The sequence below is a fragment of the Dendronalium sp. ChiSLP03b genome, assembly GCF_034531165.2.
GTDB classification, from domain to species: domain Bacteria; phylum Cyanobacteriota; class Cyanobacteriia; order Cyanobacteriales; family Nostocaceae; genus Dendronalium; species Dendronalium minutum.
In genome coordinates this window covers 21652-46386 of the sequence record NZ_JAVRBR020000066.1, presented here as the reverse complement: position 1 = coordinate 46386, position 24735 = coordinate 21652, and the positions used below count along the sequence as shown (strand labels likewise).

Below are 24735 nucleotides of genomic sequence, written 5' to 3'. Positions count from 1 at the left end.
ACGCTATTGTCTAGTGGTGATTCTCAACAGAATAGCCAAGTACGATATCTATTAAATAATTATACTAAACAGCAAAAACCGATTCTGCCAAAGAATCGGCTTGAGAAAGTGGTACCTAATGGCTTTCTAGTCTAATCGACAAAATTCAAATTAATAAGTAAATTTCTGTTACCTTTTATATTATTATCTACTTAATCTTGCCCAACTTGTTATTTTCCAAATAGTAAAAAAGAGAGCAGCAGAAACCAAAGCTCCAAGATTCCATTTCACAGAATTCTTGAGCAAATTCAGCTTTTGAGTAGATTGAGTGGCTTGTGCTTGATTTCTAATCTGTGCTTTTGCCTTAGAAACTTCTGACAATACTTGACTCTTCAATTCTTGAGGATTTTTAGTATTTGATGAGCGACCCTGGCTCTTTAACAAATTATCTATCTGCTGTGGTGTAGCTTGGCTCACTCGCTTTTCGACTTGTTCAGCTTGAGATATTTGTTGTTGTGATAAAGTGTTAATTTGAGTATAGCTTTGCTTGGTAAGCCTAACAGTGTTACCAATCGATAAAGGAATTAGCAATATAAACAATATAGCCAGCAATAAAGTTAACCAAGATAAAAATTTTAAAGTTACAAATTCCCATTTCGCTCTTGCATGTAGCTCTCCATAAAACACCAACGCTAACCCAATCAAAGGTACAGGTACTCGTTCAACCAATGAGCCAAAAGTTTGAAATTCCCAAGCGGGGTTCATAAAGCTTGGTGGAATCAACATCTCCACAATGTCGAAGAGTGCTAAAAGTAATAGACCATAGCCAAGAACTCGCAAAATAGTCATCGAGCTTGTTTGGCTGAAGACAAATTCTTGTAGTTCTTGTACTAAAGGAATAAATTTATCGCTACTTGATTTAGTCATGTTTTTAACAAATTATCAACAATTGAATTGAGAGATATTAAAGCTTTACGAAAGCAAACTGAATGCTACTAAAAAAAAGAAACCCACGTGGCTTACGAAAATTTCTAGTTATACAAATCATTAAAAATATGGCTATATATATAACTCATCTATAATCTCGACTTATCTCAATTTACTCTTAAAAGCAGAGACAACATTATAGTTTCCCTTAAAATGAGAAACTATGCAAATATCATCTTCAACAAGCACAACAATAGTAGTTTTACGTTCAGACTCTAGTGATTTTGGCTTGTTTGTAGTTTTTGTTAAAGAAACCTTCACAAAAACTAATACAACACTACCGAGAGTAACAGCTAACAATAAAATACGCAGTTTTTTCCACAGAGTCATTGACTTGAAGACTCCGCAATATTCTGTTTTTTAATTTCCTGCTCATGGAGGAGAAACCAGTAGAATAACCCAAAAATTAGTACTGTAATAATTCCAAATACTGAGGAACCACCCCCCACATGCCAGTAATGAAATGTTGGTTGGTGTTGTTTTGCCGCCATCACAGCTAGGATGGCAATACGTGCTCCATTCACAAGAAATGCTACAAAAACAGCCACAATAGGTACTAATATTCTCCTTTTCGGTTTAGGAGGAAACATGAACAAACCAATCACAGCTAGTGACAGAAGATGACACATCCATTCTAGACCGGCACATTCACCAGCAACTTTGATACCACCTGTTGGCAGATTAATATAGTTATCTTGCAGAGATACTTCAAACCCCGTGTACCAAAGTAGTAAAGTTGAATATTTGGCAGTTAGAGTAGCCAAGGGGGTAATATCAATTAGAGATAAAATAGTTACCTTTGGAACACCAAGAAAAAACAAGATTGTTAGTTCTTGCCAAAATTGCTTGAATCCCTTTAGTCCAGAAGCAAGTAAGCTAAGACCAATGGCTGAAATAAATGGTGATATATGAAGAAATGTTTTTAGCCACTTTCCATGGTGCAAATTAGCACTTTGCCAAAGTATAAAACCAATGAACGTTATGCCTAAAATACTAGGAAAAATTCCACTTTCTAAGGTCAATTTATGGCGTTTTTCTACCAGTGTGGAGGCTACAGCAAATAAACATAAGACACTTATACCCAAGTAGGAATCATCTCCAGTTCTCCACACCAGAGTTAGAAGAATTGCAATCAAGCCTCCTCCTATTCCTAATAGCCAGAATTGGGAATTCTTCAATGGTTTAATTGCAGAATCAGTAGCTTTCATGTAAATTTTCTTGGATTTAAATTCTTATGAAAAATGAACCTTAGTGTCAACTTTTTCTAATAATGGGACTTTAATTAGCGATCGCAGACGTTGCCGAAGCTATCACTCGCGACGATCGCTCAACTTTGCGTAAAGCCGAAGCTACTTACAGTCTTATATTTTGCTTTCAGTTTTTTGCTACTGGCAAGGTTATCAGTAATTCTCCTGGAATGCAACAGTAATCATCGTTACTGGTTAAGTAACTATAATCAATTACTGTGAGTAAATTTTAATAAAATCTTTAATGTAATTATTTTTATAAATTTATTTTTTATATTATCCAAAGCTAGATGCTATAAGCTTTATAACCTGAGAATGAATATATAGTTGTATGAAAATTATGTAAATTTGCTTTTGGGCAACCACAATACTTATACTATTTTATACATATAAAAGATTCTATTTTGGTATCCAAATAAAATATTTTTGAATAAAAAAGGTGGGCAATGCCCACCCCGATGCCTTAACGCTCTGGATTAAAAATTTACTTGCGACTACCCAACCATTTCGCCGCTGCAATGCCGATAATACCTGCCACTATGGGATTGCTGAGAAACTTAATAATGCCTGGTTGTTCCGCTAGCACTTCACGGAAAACATCAGGGTGGTTGTGATAAACGAAGGATGCAAGTTTGCTAACATCATCAGCACTCATGCGGCTGGCGTGGTGGGTGGACAGACCAAGCTGTTGCTCTAGATGTCGCTCGTCCAATCCTCTGGATTTCAAGTGTTTGAAAAAGGCGCGTGCTACATCGTCCCGTTCGTTTGGTTTAATTTGAGCGATCGCCTTTTGTAATTCAGGCTCCATTTGGCTGGTAGGAATCCTGTCTGGATGTACAGACCGACCAAACAATTGTCGCCGTTGATCGGTTGTTGTCCGCTGGGCAAAGTCGTCGAAATTCTCATATTCAGTCGTTGAATCTGACCTCGCATCGTCTAGAGATTCAACATTTCCTTCAGCCAAATCTTTCATTATTTGGCGTTTGTACTCTTCGCTGCTTGTCACTTTACTTAGTCTCCTTACTCACGTCAGATTTTTCAACAATCTGACAGTCACTATGCGCTTATTCAGAATTGACTATCATCAAACTTATATTTCAAATTCAGTCATTAAGTGTACTGAATTTGATTAGTTTGAGTGTCATATTTAGCAGTCAAAATCAACTTTTTATCAGGCCCGTAAACCAAAATAGTTAAATCTTGATTGGGAAAGTTTTTCCGAAAACCTTGTGCTAGAGATTTTGCTAAAGGTCGCACTTCGTTGGGACGGACTTGAGGGGAAATAACAATTCCTAGCTTATTGTTATCGCGTACATATGCATCTTTGATCAACCCTTTAGATGTTTGCACAACCCAGGTTCCAAAACTTTCCCCTGACGGAGTATTACCTCGCTCTAGTTGTGAATAAGTTACATCTCGACCAATTACTGGTGGCGCAGTTGTGCGGTCAGCTTGTGTTAAAGTGTTACCACCACAAGCAGTACTTATCATCAGCACCACAATCAATACAAAAGTTGTCGCTATTTTGCGACTCTGCTCAAGCAGAATCATTTTTCGCCTCCTTGGGTAAGACACTTCTAAATAGGCAATTCAATTTCAGCGAGATGAATTGCACAAAACTTACAGCTCGTTATTGGTAATACTTAAGCTAAAAGAAAATCATAGCAAACTATCAATTTTCTCTACTCTATCGAAATTATTAATCTGTGAAAATTAGCAATTAATGCTTCAAACATGTATGCACGCACTGAGAATACCACAAATAACCCCTATCTCCCCTTATCAAAAGGGGATGAAAGGGGTTTAACCGAATTGCTTCTTGTTTTTGCAAAATGAGGCATCCCCAGCTATGTCACTAAATTGCAAAAAGGATATTTTTTAATTAATCAAGCTTTCTCTTAACGTTATCTTTCACGTCTTCAATTCCATGACGTACTTCGCTTTCAGCTTGCTTTGCTTTACCTTCGGCTTTATCTTCGGGATCTCCAGTAACATTTCCTAGAGCTTCTTGAGCCTTACCTTCAATGTTTTTACCAGCTGCTTTAGCGCGATCTTCGATACTCATTTTATACTCCTAAATTTTGTAAGAAAAAAATTTCAAAGTCGTTAATTATTGTCAATTAACTTTGAAACTCTTTGTTATTACCTTTACAACTTAACTTAAGGTTATTGCTGGAGCCTTCCACCAGAAGACATATTATTAATCTATGTAAAAAGAAAGAGACAAAAGCAAGTCAGATATAGGTGTTGTGAGTGCAATACTCTAAAAAGTAGATTGGTATGATTAACCTAAATATAGCAATCCGCTTTGATTTGGAGAACTTAATTTGCTTAGTGCGCTTCGCGCATCAAGCAAGCGCGATAGGCAGGTAATAGGCTTTTCGATTTGTACCTAGCTTCGCAAAAATAAAATAGGAGTCCTATATGTAATATTTTGTAATTAAACAGGTTTGTTATCAACAAGTAGTAAATTTAAACAGTGAGATTTGTCCCTTTACTAAATAACAAAAAATAAATTATTTAATATTTATAGAGGGCGTTATTTCATTAATCCAGCATTGGATGCATCCCAGTTTTTATTTTGCAATGAGAGAATAGCTGTCATTGCAAGGAGGAACGACATAGGCAGAGCCTTCTCGCAGAGTAGCAATCGCATAGACTCGCTCGTAGTTGGAGGATTTGGCGATTGCTTTGCTTCTCTTCTCTTGTCGGAGACGCTGCGCGTACAGGGGTACGAGACGCTAACGCGAGCGCTCGCAATGACATGCAAAATAGTGGGATGCTCCCTCCAGCATTTTTGTCTCATAGTTTACAACTGGGAAATCCTTTGCATCCACTAAATAAAACGTTTATTTATTATTAACTACTTAAATAAAAAGCCCAGTTTCTCTATGAAACTGGGTCTTTACATTTATCTTAATTATTTTTTAACCTAATCTAGAAAACCCATTAAATTCGCAGAATCATCTATATTATTTGATGCCACTGGACGGTTACCGAACACTGAATAGCTTTCAGAAACTACCAGTGAACTTGAGGAAATTGGACGAATACCAGATGAACTAATACTGTCAACGATTTGGAATGTATTGGCACTAATTGGACGAATGCCAGCTTCGTTAATTGTCTCAACTACTTGCAAATGACTAATGCCGATAGGACGTACTCCAGCAATCGAGACTGTCTCTGCAACTTCCAAGTCACTGCTAGCAATGGGACGTACTCCAGCAATAACGAGTGTTCCACTACTCTCTGGCGCTGGCAGATCGGTATTTGGCTCGATTTTATCTGTATTCAAACTAGAACCCTGATTATTTTCAACTTCCACTGTTGTTTCCCCTTTGAGCTTGGCTCGCCTTTGCCTAGGACTAATTGCTTTACCAGTGCTGCTTATGCTCATAACCAAACACCTCTGGATTTATTAAGTTAATTTTACAATAATTAAGGAAAAATGAATTTTTTCCTACATATGAAAGTTTAACCTTAAACAAGCTTGCATAGGTATAAATATCTTCAAAATCTACATATAAGTAAATGTAAATTGTAAAATTTTACAAAGTAATATTGCTATTTATTGGTTTCAACATCTGCACTCGCTGAGTACAGATTGGTATCGTTAACATGAGATAGGATATTTCCAGCAAAACTGTATGACAGAATTTGGTCTTCAAGCTCCCTTTAAGCCTACAGGCGATCAACCACAAGCGATCGCACAATTAACATCCAGTATCCAAGCCGGTAATCATTACCAAACTTTACTAGGAGCTACGGGAACAGGTAAGACATTTTCAGTAGCAGCAGTAATTGAGAAAGTTGGTAAACCTACATTGGTGTTGGCGCATAATAAAACCCTCGCTGCACAGCTTTGTAACGAGTTGCGAGAGTTCTTTCCCAAGAACGCAGTTGAGTATTTTGTTAGTTACTACGATTATTATCAACCAGAAGCGTATATTCCAGTTAGCGATACTTATATTGAAAAAACAGCTTCGATTAATGATGAAATAGATATGTTACGGCATTCAGCGACGCGATCGCTTTTTGAACGTCGCGATGTTATAGTCGTTGCTTCTATTAGCTGCATTTATGGTTTGGGAACTCCCGCAGAATACCTCAAAGCTGCCATTCCCCTACAAATAGGTATGGAGGTTAATCAACGCCAAGTTTTGCGAGATTTGACATCTGTACAGTATAGCCGCAACGATATAGAAATGGGTCGGGGACGTTTTCGCGTCCGAGGTGATGTTTTAGAAATTGGCCCAGCATACGAAGACCGAATTATTCGTGTTGAATTCTTTGGCGATGAAATTGACGCGATTCGCTATATAGATCCTGTGACTGGTGAAATTATCAACAGTTTGGAAGCAGTGCATATCTATCCAGCGCGTCACTTTGTCACTCCAGAAGAACGGTTAGAAGAAGCTTGTGATGACATTGCAGCCGAATTAAAACAGCGAAAAGCAGAATTGGAAGAAGCTGGAAAATTATTAGAAGCGCAACGCATAGATCAGCGCACGCGCTACGATTTAGAAATGTTGCGCGAAGTCGGTTACTGCAACGGCGTAGAAAACTATTCTCGTCATTTAGCAGGAAGGAAAGCTGGTGAACCACCTGAGTGTTTAATTGATTATTTCCCCAAAGATTGGCTTTTAGTAATAGATGAATCTCACGTTACCGTGCCACAAATTCGCGGTATGTACAACGGCGACCAAGCTAGGAAAAAAGTTTTAATTGAACATGGATTTCGGCTTCCCAGTGCTGCTGATAACCGTCCTTTAAAAGCAGAAGAATTTTGGCAAAAGGTGAATCAATGTATCTTTGTTTCTGCAACACCAGGAAATTGGGAATTAGAAGTTTCTGAAGGTCATGTAGTTGAGCAAGTAATTCGACCAACAGGCGTAATTGACCCGGAAATTTCTGTACGTCCAACAGAGGGACAAATTGATGATTTATTAGGAGAAATTAAAGACAGAGTTGACCGCCACGAACGAGTTTTGATTACCACATTAACTAAGCGGATGGCGGAAGATTTGACTGAGTATCTGCAAGACAATAGTATTCGGGTGCGATATTTGCATTCAGAAATTAATTCCATCGAACGCATTGAAATTTTGCAAGAATTGCGCGAGGGTAATTTTGATGTATTGGTGGGAGTAAACTTGCTGCGGGAAGGTTTGGACTTACCGGAAGTTTCTTTAGTAGCAATTATGGATGCAGATAAAGAGGGGTTCTTGCGAGCGGAGCGTTCTTTAATTCAAACTATTGGTAGAGCAGCACGCCACATCAAAGGACAAGCCATTTTGTATGCTGATAATATGACGGACAGTATGATTAAAGCCATTGATGAAACAGATAGACGACGTGGCATTCAGACGGCATACAACAAAATGCATGGAATTACACCACAACCGATTATTAAAAAGTCGAGTAATGCAATTCTATCTTTCTTAGAAGTATCACGGCGGTTGAATGCAACCGATCTAAAAATTGTAGATGAACATATAGATGAACTGCCGTTAGAAGAGATTCCAGGGTTGATTGGTAAGCTTGAAGACCAGATGAGAGATGCCGCAAAGAAACTGGAATTTGAAGAGGCTGCAAAATTTCGCGATCGCATTAAGCACCTGCGGGATAAAATGCTGGGACATTAGCGTTTTTCCTCATTCGCTTCTGCTTTGGCTTTCAATCCTTGCAGAATACGTCAATTCTTTTAAGGCTCTTTGGAACTCTTTGTAGTTTTCTATTATTTTGTTTTTTTCAACTTCAAGCTCATGGTTGTCCCGAAGGCTTTTAATTATCGAACGGGCTTTTTTTGTACCAATATCATCTTCAAGCGAGCTTTCTATTTTCTTAAGAAGCTCTAGTGCAACTTCACGTTTTGGTGCAATTGGATTATCTCTATTAAAACCTCGCACAAGTCTATCAATTCTCTGATGATTTCGCTCATTAGTTAACTCATCTATAGCATTTATTCTTATATCATTTAAATATTCAAATAGTATTTTAAAGTTGTTCTCGAATTCTTCAAGTGGGGATAGAGGAAGGTTGTTTTGAGCAGATGAATTTATTTCAAATAAATTTTTTCTTTTCTTTTCAAAACCAAGACTATTAACTGTATCTATAATACTTCTAGCGAATCCAACTCTGTCAATATATCTGGGTTTCAGGCATTTTTGAGCCTTTGGTGTATTTTCCTTGTCCTGCATGGGTTTGAGGCTTGTTTGTGCCTCAAAAATGTTTAAGTCCCGATAATAAATCCACCTGAGAAAGAAAATAGAGGTATTATAGGCGAAAATCACTAGACCTCTAACTTTGTAAAAGTTATGGCGAAATTAAACAAGTATTAATAAACTTATTTTATATATAAGTAATATTTGATAAGCAATCCTATTATGCAACTTATGCAACCTCTACGCAAGTTCCTATCTGTAAGATGATACTGATAGGGTACAGCTAATTTATGCAACTTGCCTAAAATCTTTGATTTTTTATTGCTTTTACAAAGCCCGTGACGAGGATTGAACTCGTGACCTCACCCTTACCAAGGGTGTGCTCTACCACTGAGCCACACGGGCGAACCATCTTTTTAATTTTAGATTTTGAATTCTGATAAAATCCAAAATCTAAAATGGGCCGGGCTGGATTTGAACCAGCGTAGGCGTAAACCAACGGATTTACAGTCCGTCTCCATTAACCACTCGGACACCGACCCGCTTGTCCTACGATAGTCAATCATAGCACCATATTTTAGAAATTTCAAGGGGTTATAAGAAATTTTTTGTGATAAAAACCGGGCTGATTCACCAAACCCGGTTTCTAGTACCTAACTTAAGAGTTCTCCTGTTTCTTGCAGTGAGTGCAAGCGGCGGTAAATGCCCTCATGACGTAAAAGTTCATCGTGGCTACCCACCTCTACAATCCTTCCTCGATCTAGAACCACAATTTTATCGGCTTCCCGCACTGTACTCAGACGGTGAGCAATCACAATTGTGGTGCAAGTTCCTTGAATCGATCGCATCGCCAGCTGAATTGAACGCTCAGACTCGTAATCTAGGCTAGAGGTAGCTTCATCAAAAATCAGCACATCTGGCTCTACTAGCAACGCTCTAGCAATTCCTAAGCGCTGTCTTTGTCCTCCAGATAACCTAACGCCACGTTCCCCAACAATTGTGTAATAACCTTGGGGTAGTGCTGCAACGACTTCATCAACTCTGGCAATTCTACAAGCTTCCTGAACCTGCTCAAAATTAGCGTCAGACCTACCGTAAGTGAGGTTATCCAAGATAGTACCGTTAAAAACGTCTACTTCTTGGTGAACGATCGCCAACCTTCGTCTATACTTACCCACATCTAAGGTGCGAATATCTTGACCATCAATCAGAATCTGACCTTCTTGAGGTTCAAAATACCGCAACAGCAGCTTCACTAAAGTAGACTTACCAGAACCAGAACGCCCAACCAACGCTACTGTTTGATATGGTTCAATCAACAAGTTGATATCTTGCAAAACTTGACGGTTAGCATCATACCCAAAGCTAACGCGAGCAAGTTCAAGTTTCCCACTAAATTTATAAGGTGATTCTGTTTGGCTTCCCTCTTCTAAAAGACCAGCTGAATCAGAAGCAGTTGGCTCTTGGAGAAATTCGTGAAACCGCAGCATAGAAGAATAGCGACGAGCAAAAACTTCTGCCAGAGTGCTAATAGGTTCTAATTCTGCATATGCCATGCTGGAAAGAGTTAAGGTCATGACAAAATGACCGAGGGAAATTTGATCGTTGACTGTTGCTACTAAAGTTAAAGTCAGTATCATAAATACGCAAAACTGAATCACAGTTTTCTGCCAAGTAATCAGTTTTACGTAACTTTTATGGATACGATAATCAACCAAAGTTAGCTCACGTTCTAAACGTTGCCTTTGCCGCTTTAATTCTTTGGATTCAGTGGCAAAGGCTTTCACTGTTTTGATATTAGTGATTAGCTCAGAAGTCCGGCTTTCAGTATCTTCCGAGTATTTATCCAGGCGGGCTTCATGCCAAATTATCCGTTGTAAATTTTTCAAGGTAAACCCAAGAATAAGTACAAAGGAAATCAAATACAAAATTGCAATCCGCCACTCAATCACTAAGATAAATACAAAAATCCCCAGTACACGCAACAGTTTAGGAATCAACTGTCCCGCAATTTCTGGATATGTCCAAGTATGGTTAGCAACACCTCTAGCTACTCGTCCGGCAATACGTCCGGGATTATTTTCATCATAAAATTCCAGTGGGAGAGTAAGAATTTTTTCTATGGCTGTTTGGGTTTTATGCCGACGCGACCTTAAGGCTATGTCCCAGTGAAACCAAGCAGTTAACCAAGGCTGTGTAGGCGCTCTCACTACAGTGACAAGAAAAATTAAACCCAGTAATACACCTAGAGATAGAGGTTTATTTACTGGGTAATTAGTAACGTCTGAAATGTTTGCGATCGCCCGTTGTAGTGGGATGTCTAATGGTTGCCCCGACAAAATGTTCAAAATCTGCCCAATTGCATAAGGGACTACCAAGTCAATAATTTCATAAATGCTTGATGCTGCAATACTGAAAACACTCAGCTTCCAGTCAGGACGAAAGTAATTGAGAATATCTCGAAATTTTGCCATGATGCACCTGTCCAAGAGCGCAAGCGTTAGCTTGGAATTTTAATACTACATTTGTAGCATTAATGTAGTCAAGAGCTTGACGACAAATCATTCTTTGGGAGTAGCTGGCAGTTCTGCTGGGAAAAATTCCAGGCGATAGCGATAAAGAGCAACTGGTCTTGAACCTGCGGCAAAATAATCTGGATCTTGGGGGGAAAGGTAGACAGCAGTAACTTGATCTGCCTCTATTGCTGGATTAGATGTAGAAAGTAGCTGGTAGGCTGTGGTAGATTCAACAGAATTAAAATAAGGATGTGAACCGCCTTTAAATAATTGTTGAAAGACTTCTGTAGTGATGAACTTGCCATCAGATGTAGTTTCCGTAGCACGTGCAGTCACAATGGAAACTAGTTGGCGTTCGCCACGCAAAAATGTAATCTGACGATTGGGTGAATCTGGATCGACTTTGACTGATAACACAGCTTTATCCCCTAAATAAGCCTTAGCCAAATTCAAGCTATTAAACGCTCTATCTGCGACTAAAATTGCTAATTTATTATCTATCCTAGAGAATAATTTTAATCCAGTAACAGGCGTAGGTGTAGCCCGCCGCAGGTATCGCTCTTTGATAAAACGTACTAAAAAACTCATAGGTTGATTTAGTTGTCGGCGATTACCTTCAAATCCAGGTGTTACGATATCCGGTGCTAAAGGTGCAGCTAAATCTACAAGAGTACTGGTAACTTGCCAAGTACCAGCCATCCACTTAGGGTAAATTAAATCCCCCGAAGCCGGTTGCACAGAAGTTAATTTTTCCCACTGAGGAAAATTTGCTAAGCGTTGAGACAACTCCCCTGCTTTAGCGTCTCCGCTTCCCAGCAGAAGTAGTACCATCAAGCAAAAACTCCAAAGTACCCTGTTTTGAAAATGGGTGTAGGGGTGTAAGGGTGTGAGGGTGTAAGGGAAAGAAAACTTGTTCATGCTTGCTTGTGGAATTTTCCTGTGAATGACTGACTTGAAAAGGGAGTAGGGTCAATTTCTATCTTGTCCCCCTTGTCCCCTTCATTCCCCTCATCCCCCGTCTTCACTTTGCAGTTTAATTAACTGGCTGACTTGGGGCAAGTTGTTCAAGGGGAATCAGTGTTTCCATCACAGACTTGACAATTGGTGCAGCCACTGTAGAACCATAGGCATTTTCTCCTTTTGGCTCATCTACCAATGCAAACACTACATAGCGAGGAGATTCCACTGGCAAAATAGCTACGAAGCTCGTGATTCTCGCACCAGGGATGTAGCCACCATTGGGACTTGCTTTTTGGGCTGTACCAGTTTTACCAGCAATGCGATATCCAGGAATTTGTGACACTTTACCTGTGCCTTCGGTAACAACGGTTTCCATCATTTCTACCACCTTTTGAGTTGTCGTGGCTGAGAAAATTTGGCGTGGTTTAGGACGGTCAGGTGAATAATGCATCTGTCCTTTGCTATCAATCAGCCCTCGAACTACATGGGGTGTAACCAATTTACCACCGTTGGCTAAGGCTCCGTGCATTTGTACTAGTTGTAACGGTGTCAGGGAAAAACCTTGACCAAAAGATGTTGTAGCTGGTTCAATGGGCGATGCAATAAATTCTTCTTGGCTTTTGAGCCGACCGCGAACTTCAAAGGGCAAATCTGTATCAACGGTTTGCCCTAGGCCTAAGCGTTCTAGCCAGTTGTAGTAGACTGAAGGACGCAATTTTTGGATGATTTGCACCATGCCAATGTTGCTAGAATTTTGGAGAATTTGAGCAATGTTTATGCGGCCATAACTGTTGTGTTGAGCATTCCTGATGGTGTAGTTAGCAACTTGAATAGCGCCTGAGTCATTAAACATATCATCTGGTTTGATGACACCATTTTCTAGAGCGATCGCAACATTCACAGGCTTGAAAGTCGATCCCGGTTCATAAAGATCCGCCACAGTCCAGTTTTTGAACAGTGAGATATCTGATTTAGAATATTCATTGGGGTTATAGGTAGGCTGAGAAACCAAAGCGAGTAGAGAACCATCCAATGCGTCCATCACGATTACCGCCCCGCGTTTGGCTCTAAACTTCTCCATCTGTTGTTTTAGAGCAGTGCGGGCAGCCCGTTGTAGGCGACTATCGATAGTTAGTTGCAGTTGCATGTCGTCAAAATGCAGAAATCCATCCGGTGCATGAGCTGGCATCAGTGCCCCATTCCCCGCTCGACTCAGCCGCACCGTTTGCACAGACCGTTCTAGCAATTTCTCCTGAGAGTATTCCACCCCAGCTTGACCGCGACGGTCAACATTTACATAACCCACCACATCAGCAGCCAAATCCTCTGCTGGGTAAAAGCGGGAGTATTTTTGAATTAACTCTAAACCATTTAAACGCAATCCGGTGATGCGATCGGCAATTGCTTCTGGTACAGCAGTAGCAAGTGTAATCCCACTTTTTTGGCTTTGAAAAGTTTTTACTAACTCAGTAGCATTTTTGTCCAGCAATGGGGCAAGCTGCTCTGCCATTTGCTGATTAGACTTGTCAAACAACTTGGGATGGGCGAACAAAGTATACACCGGACGGTCAACTGCTAATACATTGTTAATGCGATCTACCACCAAACGCCGCGGCGTATAAGGCCGCAAATTTACCATTTGCTGGCTTCGCGCTTGCTGTGTTAACTTTGATCCCCGCACAATTTGCAACTGATATAAATTGATAGCCAATCCCATCCCTGCGGTAATTAAAATGCCCCATACTATGAATAGCCGGGATCTAATGTTCGGAATCTGGTCTTGGCTGTTAAAGGCTGGTGGCTCCATCCGCTTTTGGCTGGAAGTTTTCTGCCGTTTTGTAAATTCTGGATTCCGCAAGCTTCTGAATCTTAATCTACTCGGTGACTTCTGCATTGAGGTTGTCCTTTATTAGTTGTCAGTTGTTAGTTTTGTGACTACTGACCACTGACTACTGACCCTTGTACGGGCGAACGACCGTACCCTGCGGGAACGCGCTTGAGCGAACGCCGCCACTGACTCTTGACTTTTAATATCCCAGCGGCGAGGGGGTTCGCTGCTGCATTTGGGGATTTGGTTTTGTATTTGTAAGTGTAGAATTCTGATTCCCAGATGCTAAGGGCACAAAAATCGTCCTTGCTGGAGTTGGTGACACCAGTCCTGTGGCTGGTCGTTCCGCTTCCTCAGCCATTTTATTTTTTAGCGTCGCGTTGGTTGTTGTTAGCTGTCGCTCATTACGTCGCAGGTTTTGTATTTTGACGTAGTCTTGACTCCACAGTTCTTGGGAATATACTGTCCAACCATAAACTACCAGAGTTGCTGCTACTAACAAAAAAGCCACTACTGAAGAATAACGATGTAACTTGTACAATCGCAGCAACCACAAATTTGTTGCTTTAGCAGTAGGCATGGCAGGCAGACGGAGGGAATCAGTCTTCGGAATTTTTTGTGCTGCACTTGACTGTGCTTGGAGGTCAAAAACTTGTTGATTGTCCAACTCTTGCGCTTTTTTAGTGGCAGAAACCGATAAATCTTTTGTAGAACGCCGTTGTCTGCGGGAGGATACCGATGAAGTTTCAGCAGCAATTGTAGATGCACTCCGCACAGCTGATTCTAGACGCGCGGAGCGCCGCTTCCCCAAAGAAGGGGTAGAATCTCGCCGGAACCTAGTACCAGTTGCAGAAACAGCTGATTTGCGAGCAGCAGCCATAAATTTTTTAGATTGAAAGTACTGTATTTTAGACTAATTGTCTGTTTTTGCTAAGGTTAAAATCGTCTTTTGTGTGATAAGTACACATAACACCCTACACCCTTTTAAGTGTCCTGATAGCTAGCTGCACCAATGTTGGCATCACTAGGGTATTGCAGTACTGCAATTAGTGAGCAGTAATTGGACGACCTACTCTTTTTGGTGTTGCCTCTAAGTATGGCAACGCAATACGTCAAGGGCCAAGAGTCTACGAAAATCTGACAATTTTTGGTACGATAACTGGATTTGCCGCTAAACTTGGTAATCTACATTCGCTAATTAACTTACTTTGCTCTTAATTCAGAAATTTTAAGAAAGTAACCAGCCTAGCGCATAATAATCAAACCAAAAAAAATCACCCTAAAGTATTGTTTTAAAAATGTAATCGGTTGACATTGTAAAAAAAAAGCAACAAATAGGTTATCTTATTCAACAGGCGAAAAATTTTTATTGCCGCAATTTGGTGAAAGAGGAGTTATGAAAACAAAAATCCTTGGTTTGGCTCTAATGTTAAGTCTGGCTGCAACTCTCGGAGCCTGTGAAGGTGGTACTGATACACCAGGTGGTACAGCCACTACTACGCCAGCCGCTGGTGAACCGACTGATGCTGGTTCTCCTGCTGCTACCCCTGCTACTACCCCTGTCACTACCCCTACTGCTACCCCTACTAAGTCCCCTTAGATCGCAAATCTCATATCAGACCTAAAGCAGGTTAATGATACTGCTCCTCACTACACATCATTCAGTTCATTAGTTTCGGTCTCAAATTGTATTATCCGCTTGTAAGTGGGTAAAGGTGTTTTGCTGTCTAAATTGACCGTTAATTAGAGCAATAAGTAGAGGATACTTGTGAAGACGGTCTTTGCCTCATCCAAGTATCCATCTACAATTGTTGCCTATATAGAAGTTTAGTTTTAGTTATCAATACCTTCGCCAATTTACTAGGGTGAGTTGATGTATTAACTCCCTTGTTTCTAAGGTTTGGCAATATCAATTAAGTCCTAAAAATTCCTTCAAAATTCCCCGCAAGGTTTTTTGACATATTGCACGCAGTATAAAAAGTTTGACCCTCAAGGCTACCTTATTTTGGCTGATATGGCCTTTGGTAGCAAAGAATTCCGGGATACGTCAGCTTAAATATCATGCAGTTACAGACGTGTTCTGTTCTCAGTGCTGTGACATTGACTGGGCACGACCCTAGACTTTGCCGCCTCCATCACAATTGTACTAGCTAATCTTTGTCCTGATTCAAATTAATGCACGGTAGCATTCTTGTACTACCGTGCAAATCTTTAATTCACAACCTGCAACTTGTGACAAAGACCCTTAGTATGCGTAAGCTCCCATATCATAGGGAATAGTCCTAGCAATTCCTGCAAAATCTATACTAGCTGCCAGAATTGTGTCGCCTGTTTTTCGGCATGGTGAAGATACAGTCAGGCGGTAGTCGTCAATATTGCTTGAGCCAGGATTAACTAACATGGGATTGCCGGAAATGTCTGTATTACTCGCTGCGGTTCCTGCGCTCCCTCCATACCAACAGTTGTGATCCCATGATATTCCTGAGTTATCAAAGAACCTTACAATACCCCAACCTCCCCCTGTGTAGTGAAATATGTTGTTAGCTATGCGAGTTCCACTATGCCCCCAATCCTGGTCAATATTAATGAGGTACTCTGCAGAGCCGTATCTAGCATATATTGTATTGTTAGCAAAAAGGGTATTTCGCAGGCCTCCCCCTGCTCCCCAATTGCTGTAACGGAGTCCAGTAATACCACCAAAAAGTATGTTTCCTGTTATTGTCAAGTCTGTTGAATAGTTGTTGTAGTCTTCGTTAGCAATTTGGATTTGAGCTGCCGATTTTCCATATCTGAAAAATTTGCTGTCTTCTGTCGTATAGAGAAAATTGCGTTCAACAATAACCCTACTTGCCCGATCTAAATAGAGATTAACACTGAAATTGTCAAACGCTTTATTACTCCTTATTATTCCACCCTTGACTTGATTAAAGTTAAGACCTTCACCGTAATTCTTGTAAACAGTATTGTTTTCAAACATTATGTTTGTACAACTGTTGCATCCTAAAGCAGCAGACCACCCGCTGAGACTTTGGGTAGAGTTACTGAGACCATTATTGAAAATAGTAGACTTTTCAACTTTCACATCGTTTACAGTCCAGGGATTGCTATGTCCCATAAAAATGCCACTTCTCTGACTACCACGCACTGTTAATCCAGAGACAACAATATGCTTTCCACCCCAAATGGATAAACCGTGCTTGCGAGAGTTAGCTATTTCAAAGTTTCTCAGATTAATATACTGCTGGTTTACACTAAAAGCATCAGTTCCACTTGCTAGATATTGTGCATTAAGGATTGCCCATTCACCAGGATATGACTGAACGGTAATTGGCAAGCCCAGACTTCCAGAACTATCAATGCGTTGAGAGGATTTCAATAAATATGTTCCTCCTCTGAGCATAATGGTGTCACCAGGTTTAGCGACCCAGGTGGCCCGTGTAATAGTTAGGAATGGAGAGCCAATAGTACCAGATTGGCTATCACTTCCTTTTGGAGAAACATACCAGTCTTTAGCATAGCTCGGAGCAGCAGAAAATAAGGTCAAAACAATAGAAAGACATAGGCTGCCATTAAGCATCAAGAACATTAACTGAAAATGACTCTTGATACCCACTTTAGAGCCAAAAACAGTTTTATTCTGCCGACGATGACTTACATAACTGAATACTCTTGCCGCAAAATGTTTATTTGATTTCTGCTCTTTTGATGTCAAAAATATTTTAATTTCTTGGTCTGTAGCTTCTGATAGATCCTCAGAATAGCCTATAGCAACTGTACAAGTTTCCTGAAATTTCTCTTTTGCAAAATGACGCAAATAAGAGAAACGAGAACTTTTAGGATCGTGTTTTTTGGTAAAACTCATTAGTTTTCCTCACTAGCCACAAAAACATTAAAGCAGATGCTCATGTGATTTATTTAATTAAGAGCGTGTTTATATACTTCCCTGATTTTTATGCTAGATAACGTAATAACTAATAGATAAAGACAAACATTGATTGACTTTTTTCAGCGTATTCTATTGCTATGTTAATTTACGTAGACGTTCACAATAACAGTAATTATTAAACATATTCAAGCTAGAAAATTAAAAGTGTTCCTACCCAATGAATGTCGTTTAACGCAATAAATTTAAGTAGATACATCTAGAATTACAAAGGCTAAAACATATCTAAACTCGTCAATTGTACTATTAATAATCAATAAATGTTTTCTGTTATGAGGCAATGTAAGTGGATATATTTAGGAAAAAACCAATCGATAAATAGCCGTTACGATTGATAATTAACGAGATAATCAATATTGCTTCAAAATAGGGAGTGGGGTAGAGATTATTTTCATGCCCTCATTGTGCGATTTATGACATGAGCGCCGAGCTTAGAAATAAGCACGGGAACACGAGGAGGGACACTTGGCACTTTTAAGCTTGATGTCGTTGCAGTATGCTTTCAATTAGCTGCTAGAGTAATACCAATTTTAAGAATACGATCGGTACAAACCTGGAAACCCAGATACAGTACGATTTTCTTAGTTACGAATTGGTATAATTTTATGTTGCTACTACAATTTAGTACATCTCATTATTGTCGCAAAGCTCGCTTGGCGCTGGGTTATAAGCAAATTAATTACAAATGTGAAAATCTAACTCCTGGTTTGCATATCCTAAGAGTAAAACCGTTAACTGGTTTGAAAACTCTGCCAGTTTTATTACCGCAAATTGAAGGACAACCACAAGCGATCGCTGACTCTACTCGAATTTTCAAATATCTGGAATCTTACCAAAAAGAACCGTCATTGTTTTTACCAGATTACAAACAGCAAACTGAAGCCTGGATGCTAGAAGATTGGTTAGATGAAAGCATTGGAACGGCTACGCGATTTGTGTATTATCAATTTCGCGCTGGTGAGGGCAAGCAAATCGATCCATCACTGGCTAGTCAGCTAATAATCTCAGTGGTGCGTCAACAATATAGGATTGATAACGCCAGTGTAGAATTAGCTGCCAGTAGATTAGCAACTGCTTTAGAAGAATTATTTATCCGTTGGAAAAATAGTGAGTATTTAGTAGGGAATAAGTTGAGTGTGGCAGATATTGCCGCAGCTGCCTTGCTGAGTCCTTTAGCACTTATTCCCCACTACCGTCAGGAATATCCCTGGTTGTTTGAACGCATTATGCAAATTCATCAGCAATGTAGTGAATCACTTCCACCAGGACTTAGTGAGTGCTGAGTTGGGAGTACAGACGCGCTTATACTCTTACGAGAAGCCGCTCTTACGAGCGTCTACGCGTTTGTACAGGAGTTAGGAGTGCTGGGTGCTAAGAGGGAAAAATGGCGAGACTAAAAACGAGACAACGAATATTATTGTTGGTTTTGGGTGTCAGCACTGGGATTTTGGTGTGGTTAAGTAGCCATTGGGGCACAGCAGTAATGGCATTGCCGCCACCAGAGGATACGCCAGAAGAAATATTACGGACAGAAATTATTTTAGACGCGCGATCGCCCATTGATGGCAAATTCCTGACTGCTGCCGAATACGCAGAATTGCAAGAGCAACTGCAAGTTAATCCTCCACCGAAACTGAATGCCAACATACGGCAAAATATTTATCTAATAAGGTTACGTAAAGCTATACTTCAGTTTTTACCATTTTTAGATTTATGACTAAGGAGTCAGGAATGAAAGGGAAAAGGTGAGGCCTGTGCTGCAAAGAGAAGTTGGCAGGAGGGTTTCCCTCCAAGCAAACTTCGGAGAGTGTTTGCCTCCACAGGCAACTGGCGTTAGCGTAGCGTTAGCGACAAAGGAGCGTCACCCGAAGGGTTAAAGGGTAAAGGGAAAAGGACGGATCTTCTGCCTTGTCCAGACGAAGCTTCCCATAGTTGCGGCTTTAAATTGAAAAATTTATGACCATAATCCTAACTAATGATGACGGTATTGATGCACCTGGTATTCAAGCTCTGGTAAAAGCTGTAAATGATAGAAAGACTATTATTGCTGCTCCCAAACACCATCAATCAGGCTGTGGGCATCAAGTCACTACCACTCGCCCAATTCACCTACAACGGCGTTCTGATAATGAGTATGCGATCGCAGGCACTCCTGCGGATTGTGTAAGAATTGCAATGACACAAATTTGTCAAGATATCAAATTCGTGTTGTCTGGTATCAACGCGGGAGGTAACTTAGGTGTAGATGCTTATATCTCTGGCACTGTTGCCGCCGTGCGAGAAGCTGCAATGCATGGTATTCCAGGAATTGCCATTTCTCACTATCGCAAAGCCAAGCAGAATTTTGATTGGGATCTAGCTGCTAAGTTGACTGCTGAAATTTTAACTGACTTACTCCAGCGTCCCCTAGAACCGGGAAGCTTCTGGAATGTCAATTTGCCACATCTGCAACCGGGAGAACCAGATCCTAAGATGGTGTTTTGCCAACCATGTACCAAAGCTTTGCCAGTTAACTATCGCATTGATGGTGATGATTTTTATTATGTAGGGGAATATAGCAAACGCGATCGCACTCCTGGTAGCGATGTGGATGTCTGTTTTTCAGGCAACATCGCCGTAACTCAGATTAGAGTATGACAGTTGCTGCACTGCTATTCAAAATGCAAAATTAAAAGTTAAATACGGAGTTGTTCGTTTTTAATTTTTCATTCATCAAAAGGCTGACTACTACAAAGTGCAATACAAAAAATATACTTCATACGTCCTCTGTTCCTTGAATTAAGGACGTAAGTCGGTCTAGAGTTTGTGTGAGTTGGGTTAGTCTTTGTAGTGAGTCATCCTGAGATTCAGCAAGGCTCTGTACAGCATCACACAATGCAAAAATTTGATAGCCCTGCTGCTGTACTTGCTTTCCCTGTGCTTCGACTTGCGCGCTAAGGTTGTCTAATCTTTCAGCAAGACGTTCAATTGTCTCAGTAGTAGAGATTACCGCTTCCCCGATTTGCTCAACAATGGATTCCAAGCGACTAATTTTAACTTCGACTCCTGCTGAAATCATGTTTTTACTACCCCTGAATATAATGTCGCTAAATCATCCTTGAATAACTAAATCAACGCAGCAATCAAAAAATTGCTGCCATGCTGATAATATTTGTGATTTTGTTCTTTGGTGCTTTTGTCAAATGATAAAAATATTTTTGCACCTAACTGATAATTTCGTTAATTTGGCTGTCTTAACTGCTGTCTGCTATTTTTATTCTGCGAGACATGCTATCTTATGCTTTTTTCCAAATAATCCCTCTTTAGGGGATGTTTTTTCACCAGCCAACTGTATTTTTGTCAAATATGAATCTAGTTTTTTATCTTACATCCTAAGCTAGTAGCAAATGTAACATTTCAGCATTTTATATACATATCAACTACTCTGCATTATCCCCCTTACGATAGATTTATATTACTTTACATTAACTTTACAAAAGCTGACGATCCCCACAAACAATGATGAAGATCGAGTAAATATAACGTAGAAATGTATTACTTTTAATAAACCTAAGTTTATAGTCGGATCTAGAGCTTAAGTAATTCTACCCTTGTCGCTCTAAATCCGGCTAGAATAATGTACCAAACATCATTAAAAAGCGTCTTTCAAGGTGCTACTTACGAAGATTGGGTATTAGAATTTACTCCTCATCAATCTGTACAGTCTAGATTTAAACGTAGTTTGGATATAGTTGGAAGCTTGGTGGGACTAATGATTTTAGCCCTTGTATTTGTACCATTAGCGATCGCTATCAAAATTGACAGCCCAGGTCCTATTTTCTTTACCCAAGAACGTTATGGACTTCAAGGACGCGCCTTTCGGATCCGAAAATTCCGCTCGATGGTTAGTGATGCGGAACAGTTAAAATCTTTAGTGAATAACGAAGCTAACGGACTCATATTTAAAAATAAAAATGACTTTCGAGTTACGAAGGTGGGTCGGTTATTACGAAGCACAAGCTTAGATGAATTACCTCAATTTTGGAATGTCCTTGTAGGTGAAATGAGCTTAGTAGGAACACGTCCACCTACAGGAGACGAGGTTGCTAAATATACCCCTCGTCACTGGCAGCGTTTAAATGTCAAACCAGGATTAACTGGAGAATGGCAAGTAAATGGTCGTTCTCAAGTAAAAGATTTTGAACAAATCGTTGATTTAGACTTACGCTATCAACACAACTGGCATCCGTTGTATGATTTATTCCTGATTGGGAAAACTTTCTACGTAATATTTGGACGAATTGGGGCTTTTTAAGTATTAAGCTGATGAACGCCAGTTGTTGGGTAGGAAGTGTCGTGGAAACCCGCATGAGCAACTGTCGACGCTCGTACGTCGCTACTCTTCAAGTTCGGCAGCAACGCTACGCTACCACCGCACTGCCTCTCCAAGACACTGGCTGCTGATGATTGATGACTATTAAAGTTTGATAGTCAATATTAGCCGATCGAGCTTTGCAAAAACACAATGCCGATCGCACAGAAAGCGAAGCCCACAACGATAATTACTTTTGACAAAATTTTGTTAATGTTGGCACGGGTGATTGTATTGCCAATTTCTTTAGCACTCATGACAACTGCGTACTGAGTCAAAGTCACACCCAAAATATAGGCAAGCAATGATATTACTCCTGTGCCAATAATGGATTGACCATTATCGTAACCTTGAACCAAACCAGCGATCGCCCCCAGCAGTGCTAGTATTAACCAGTTAGGTCGTGGAAGCGCTAACATGACACCGAAGATAATGCTGGAAACGGCGATCGCTATTTCTGTACTTGGTAAATTTAGCTGGAACAGATGAATTACCATTCCCAAGACTGCTGCTAACACAAACGAAGTAGCGATTAAAGTGCCACGAACAACTCCAGCCGACAGCAGGCCAATAGCAACGATACTAGCCAAACGATTCAAACCAATTACTGGATCTGCCATTCCCCACAAAAAGCCTTCCCAACAGTTGGATATAGCATGGTGAGAGGGCAATCCATTCCACGAACATAGCAAACTGATTAATATAAGAGAAGCGATCGCACCCAGATGGCGATGCTGCAACTTAGACGAAAATCCTGATAATCCAATTTTTAACATCACTCATACCAGATTAGTTGATTCGGTACTTTAATACTGCCCAAGTAGCCAAAAAAACTAACGGAGTAATTTTTGATTTGTCAGAAAGCAGAAGGCAGGAGTTATTCTCCGCGTCTCCCTAAACTTCAAGAACGCCTTTAGGCGAACCCGCAGGCTAGCAAGTGGCATCCAAGACTCCGACTTCCTCACAGCGTCCCTGCGTCCCTAGTCATCAGTCCCCACTTTTCAATGTAGTAATTCTTCTACCTGATGCTGGCTCCACAAAGTTCTATACATACCATCTTGTTGTACTAGTTCCAAATGATTGCCTATTTGGACAATTCTTCCCTTGTCTATGACAAAAATCCGGTCAGCAGCGGCAGCAGCAGATAGTTGATGAGTAATAAAAATTATCGTCTTGCGAACTTTACCACCAGCAAGATTGTTGAGAATTTGTGTAGCAGTTTGATTATCCACACTAGAGAGGGCATCATCCAAAATTAATATCGGAGCATCAACTAACATTGCCCTAGCCAAAGCAGTACGTTGTCGTTGTCCGCCAGAAAGAGTAATACCACGTTCGCCAACAATTGTTTCATATTTTTGGGGAAAATTACTAATTTCTGGGTGAATCTGGGCTATCTGAGCCACTAATTCTACATCGTCTTGTTCTCTCAATGGGTCGCCGTAACGGATATTATTTTTGATAGTAGTGCTGAACAAAAAGCTATCTTGGGGAACATAAGCGATCGCACCCCGTAAATCTGATAACGCTATTTTGGTAATATCGCATCCGTCTAAAAACAGCTGCCCGGGTTCAATATCCAACAAGCGTGGTAAAGCATTTGCCAAGGTGGTTTTCCCGGAACCAATTGCCCCAACAATTGCCACTATTTCCCCAGGAAAAATAGTAAAGTTGACATTTTCTAAAGCTGGGGTGCTGGCAGTCGGGTAAGTATAGCTCAGATTTTTAGCTGTTAATTCTCCCTTCACTTCATCTCTAGGCAAATGTATGACATCAGCTGCATCCTTAATTTTAGGTGTGACGCTGAAAATGGACTCAAGGCGGTCGATACTTACTTCACCTCGTTGGTAAGCAGTAATTGTGAATCCTAACAAGGCGGTAGGGAAAACTAGACGTTCTACATAAATCAGCAGTGCCAAAAAATCTCCAACTGCCAGCGTTCCAGAAGAAATCTGCGTCGCCCCCAGCCAGATAATCACTAGCGAACTGAGATTAGCTAGACCACCAATTAGGGGAAACAGTGTGTTTCGGCTTTTTGCCAGTTGCAAGTTAGCTGCTAATAGCTGCTGATTCTTCTTGGCGAAAGCGCGACGCTCGTTTTCTTCTTGAGCGTAGATTTTAATTAAGGCAATGCCGCTAATATCCTCTTGAATGAGTTCGCTGATTTCAGAGAGTTGCTCTTGTACTACTGCTTGTTCTTGGCGTAAGCGATTACTAAACAAATGCACTAAAAAGAACATCACCGGATAAACTGCTAAAGCGGCTAATGTCAGATTTACACTAAGTGCCAGCATCACTGGTAGTGTCAGAGTGTAGGCAAACAAAGTATTTGCCAAACTGAGTACTGCAAAGCCTAACAACCGCCGGATATTGTCTACATCACTAGTAGCCCTGCTAATTAAATCGCCAATGGTATTTGTGGCAAAATAAGATGGCTCTAGCTGGAGTAAGTGTTGAAAAATCCGTTGTTTTAGGTCAAATTCTACCTGACGACCCACTCCAAATAGCCAGATACGCGATGCCATGCGGATTAGCAACATCGCTGAACTCAGCAAAACGATCTGCACCACGTAATACAGTACTTCGTTCAAGCTAAAGTTTGTCGAAAGTTTGTCAACGCAGTTGCGAATTAACAGAGGTATATAAACACCCAACCCATTAACAGACAACAAAGCAATAATGCCTAATGTTGCCTCCCGCCAATGGGGACGTAAGTAAGCAGTAAGTTTAGCGATTCGTCGAGATTTTGCCATCAAA

The 24735-nt window shown here is 40.4% G+C and carries 22 protein-coding genes and 2 tRNA genes; 6 read left to right on the top strand and 18 right to left on the bottom strand.

What is annotated here, in order from left to right; all coding sequences use genetic code 11:
- Nucleotides 1–183: 183 nt before the first annotated feature.
- From RMY31_RS16855 to RMY31_RS16825, 7 genes are all read right to left on the bottom strand, one after another.
- Nucleotides 184–906, bottom strand: a complete 723-nt coding sequence (locus RMY31_RS16855) for an HpsJ family protein (RefSeq protein WP_322656584.1) — start codon at nucleotides 904–906, stop codon at nucleotides 184–186.
- A gap of 162 nt (nucleotides 907–1068) precedes the next feature.
- Nucleotides 1069–1296 carry a hypothetical protein gene (locus RMY31_RS16850; protein WP_322656583.1) on the bottom strand — a complete coding sequence of 76 codons (228 nt, stop codon included), beginning with the start codon at nucleotides 1294–1296 and terminating at the stop codon, nucleotides 1069–1071.
- Nucleotides 1293–2174 carry a cyanoexosortase A gene (gene crtA, locus RMY31_RS16845; RefSeq protein WP_322656582.1) on the bottom strand — a complete coding sequence of 294 codons (882 nt, stop codon included), beginning with the start codon at nucleotides 2172–2174 and terminating at the stop codon, nucleotides 1293–1295. Before crtA ends, RMY31_RS16850 begins: the two co-directional genes overlap by 4 nt.
- Nucleotides 2175–2697: 523 nt before the next feature.
- Complete coding sequence (locus RMY31_RS16840; RefSeq protein WP_322656581.1) at nucleotides 2698–3219, bottom strand: hypothetical protein; 522 nt, start codon at nucleotides 3217–3219, stop codon at nucleotides 2698–2700.
- A 104-nt stretch (nucleotides 3220–3323) separates the two neighbouring features.
- On the bottom strand, nucleotides 3324–3764 hold the full coding sequence (locus RMY31_RS16835; RefSeq protein WP_322656580.1) for a hypothetical protein: 441 nt from the start codon (nucleotides 3762–3764) through the stop codon (nucleotides 3324–3326).
- 331 nt (nucleotides 3765–4095) lie between these two features.
- On the bottom strand, nucleotides 4096–4278 hold the full coding sequence (locus RMY31_RS16830) for a CsbD family protein (protein ID WP_322656579.1): 183 nt from the start codon (nucleotides 4276–4278) through the stop codon (nucleotides 4096–4098).
- An 867-nt stretch (nucleotides 4279–5145) separates the two neighbouring features.
- Nucleotides 5146–5613 (bottom strand): hypothetical protein, encoded by a 468-nt coding sequence (locus RMY31_RS16825; protein ID WP_322656578.1) that lies wholly within the window; start codon nucleotides 5611–5613, stop codon nucleotides 5146–5148.
- Between the two features lie 250 nt (nucleotides 5614–5863).
- Here RMY31_RS16825 and uvrB point away from each other — a divergent pair, with 250 nt between their 5' ends.
- On the top strand, nucleotides 5864–7861 hold the full coding sequence (gene uvrB, locus RMY31_RS16820; RefSeq protein ID WP_322656577.1) for an excinuclease ABC subunit UvrB: 1998 nt from the start codon (nucleotides 5864–5866) through the stop codon (nucleotides 7859–7861).
- Between the two features lie 9 nt (nucleotides 7862–7870).
- On the opposite strand, the gene RMY31_RS16815 is transcribed toward uvrB, so the two are convergent.
- The 7 genes from RMY31_RS16815 to RMY31_RS16785 all read right to left on the bottom strand — a co-directional run bounded on the left by RMY31_RS16815 (nucleotide 7871) and on the right by RMY31_RS16785 (nucleotide 14564).
- A complete protein-coding gene (locus RMY31_RS16815) occupies nucleotides 7871–8416 on the bottom strand; it encodes a hypothetical protein (RefSeq protein ID WP_322656576.1) in 546 nt (181 codons plus the stop codon).
- Nucleotides 8417–8713: 297 nt separating this feature from the next.
- Nucleotides 8714–8785 (bottom strand) — tRNA-Thr (locus RMY31_RS16810).
- A 54-nt stretch (nucleotides 8786–8839) separates the two neighbouring features.
- Nucleotides 8840–8922 (bottom strand) — tRNA-Tyr (locus tag RMY31_RS16805).
- Nucleotides 8923–9033: 111 nt separating this feature from the next.
- On the bottom strand, nucleotides 9034–10854 hold the full coding sequence (locus tag RMY31_RS16800) for an ABC transporter ATP-binding protein (protein WP_322656575.1): 1821 nt from the start codon (nucleotides 10852–10854) through the stop codon (nucleotides 9034–9036).
- 87 nt (nucleotides 10855–10941) lie between these two features.
- Nucleotides 10942–11727: a DUF6816 family protein gene (locus tag RMY31_RS16795; protein WP_322656746.1), complete on the bottom strand. Its 786-nt coding sequence runs from the start codon at nucleotides 11725–11727 to the stop codon at nucleotides 10942–10944.
- Nucleotides 11728–11929: 202 nt separating this feature from the next.
- Nucleotides 11930–13750 carry a penicillin-binding protein 2 gene (locus RMY31_RS16790; protein WP_322656574.1) on the bottom strand — a complete coding sequence of 607 codons (1821 nt, stop codon included), beginning with the start codon at nucleotides 13748–13750 and terminating at the stop codon, nucleotides 11930–11932.
- A gap of 133 nt (nucleotides 13751–13883) precedes the next feature.
- On the bottom strand, nucleotides 13884–14564 hold the full coding sequence (locus tag RMY31_RS16785) for a hypothetical protein (protein WP_322656573.1): 681 nt from the start codon (nucleotides 14562–14564) through the stop codon (nucleotides 13884–13886).
- Between the two features lie 516 nt (nucleotides 14565–15080).
- Here RMY31_RS16785 and RMY31_RS16780 point away from each other — a divergent pair.
- Entirely contained in the window at nucleotides 15081–15284 is a 204-nt protein-coding gene (locus RMY31_RS16780) for a hypothetical protein (RefSeq protein ID WP_322656572.1), read from the top strand.
- Nucleotides 15285–15929: 645 nt separating this feature from the next.
- On the opposite strand, the gene RMY31_RS16775 is transcribed toward RMY31_RS16780, so the two are convergent.
- Nucleotides 15930–17546, bottom strand: a complete 1617-nt coding sequence (locus tag RMY31_RS16775; protein ID WP_322656570.1) for a right-handed parallel beta-helix repeat-containing protein — start codon at nucleotides 17544–17546, stop codon at nucleotides 15930–15932.
- Between the two features lie 686 nt (nucleotides 17547–18232).
- Between RMY31_RS16775 and RMY31_RS16770 the strand changes: the two genes are divergently transcribed.
- The 3 genes from RMY31_RS16770 to surE all read left to right on the top strand — a co-directional run bounded on the left by RMY31_RS16770 (nucleotide 18233) and on the right by surE (nucleotide 20264).
- Nucleotides 18233–18910: a glutathione S-transferase family protein gene (locus RMY31_RS16770; RefSeq protein ID WP_322656569.1), complete on the top strand. Its 678-nt coding sequence runs from the start codon at nucleotides 18233–18235 to the stop codon at nucleotides 18908–18910.
- Between the two features lie 101 nt (nucleotides 18911–19011).
- Nucleotides 19012–19344 (top strand): hypothetical protein, encoded by a 333-nt coding sequence (locus RMY31_RS16765; RefSeq protein ID WP_322656568.1) that lies wholly within the window; start codon nucleotides 19012–19014, stop codon nucleotides 19342–19344.
- Between the two features lie 239 nt (nucleotides 19345–19583).
- Nucleotides 19584–20264 (top strand): 5'/3'-nucleotidase SurE, encoded by a 681-nt coding sequence (surE, locus tag RMY31_RS16760; RefSeq protein WP_322656567.1) that lies wholly within the window; start codon nucleotides 19584–19586, stop codon nucleotides 20262–20264.
- Between the two features lie 118 nt (nucleotides 20265–20382).
- Here surE and RMY31_RS16755 read toward each other — a convergent pair whose 3' ends face one another.
- Nucleotides 20383–20685 (bottom strand): hypothetical protein, encoded by a 303-nt coding sequence (locus RMY31_RS16755; protein WP_322656566.1) that lies wholly within the window; start codon nucleotides 20683–20685, stop codon nucleotides 20383–20385.
- Nucleotides 20686–21243: 558 nt separating this feature from the next.
- On the opposite strand from RMY31_RS16755, the gene RMY31_RS16750 reads away from it, so the two are divergent.
- Complete coding sequence (locus RMY31_RS16750) at nucleotides 21244–21921, top strand: sugar transferase (RefSeq protein ID WP_322656565.1); 678 nt, start codon at nucleotides 21244–21246, stop codon at nucleotides 21919–21921.
- A 182-nt stretch (nucleotides 21922–22103) separates the two neighbouring features.
- Here RMY31_RS16750 and RMY31_RS16745 read toward each other — a convergent pair whose 3' ends face one another.
- Together RMY31_RS16745 and RMY31_RS16740 are read right to left on the bottom strand one after the other, a co-directional pair.
- Complete coding sequence (locus tag RMY31_RS16745) at nucleotides 22104–22754, bottom strand: HupE/UreJ family protein (RefSeq protein WP_322656564.1); 651 nt, start codon at nucleotides 22752–22754, stop codon at nucleotides 22104–22106.
- A 225-nt stretch (nucleotides 22755–22979) separates the two neighbouring features.
- The gene (locus tag RMY31_RS16740; protein WP_322656563.1) at nucleotides 22980–24731 is read right to left on the bottom strand and encodes an ABC transporter ATP-binding protein; all 1752 of its coding nucleotides are present in this window, start codon (nucleotides 24729–24731) and stop codon (nucleotides 22980–22982) included.
- Nucleotides 24732–24735 lie beyond the last annotated feature (4 nt).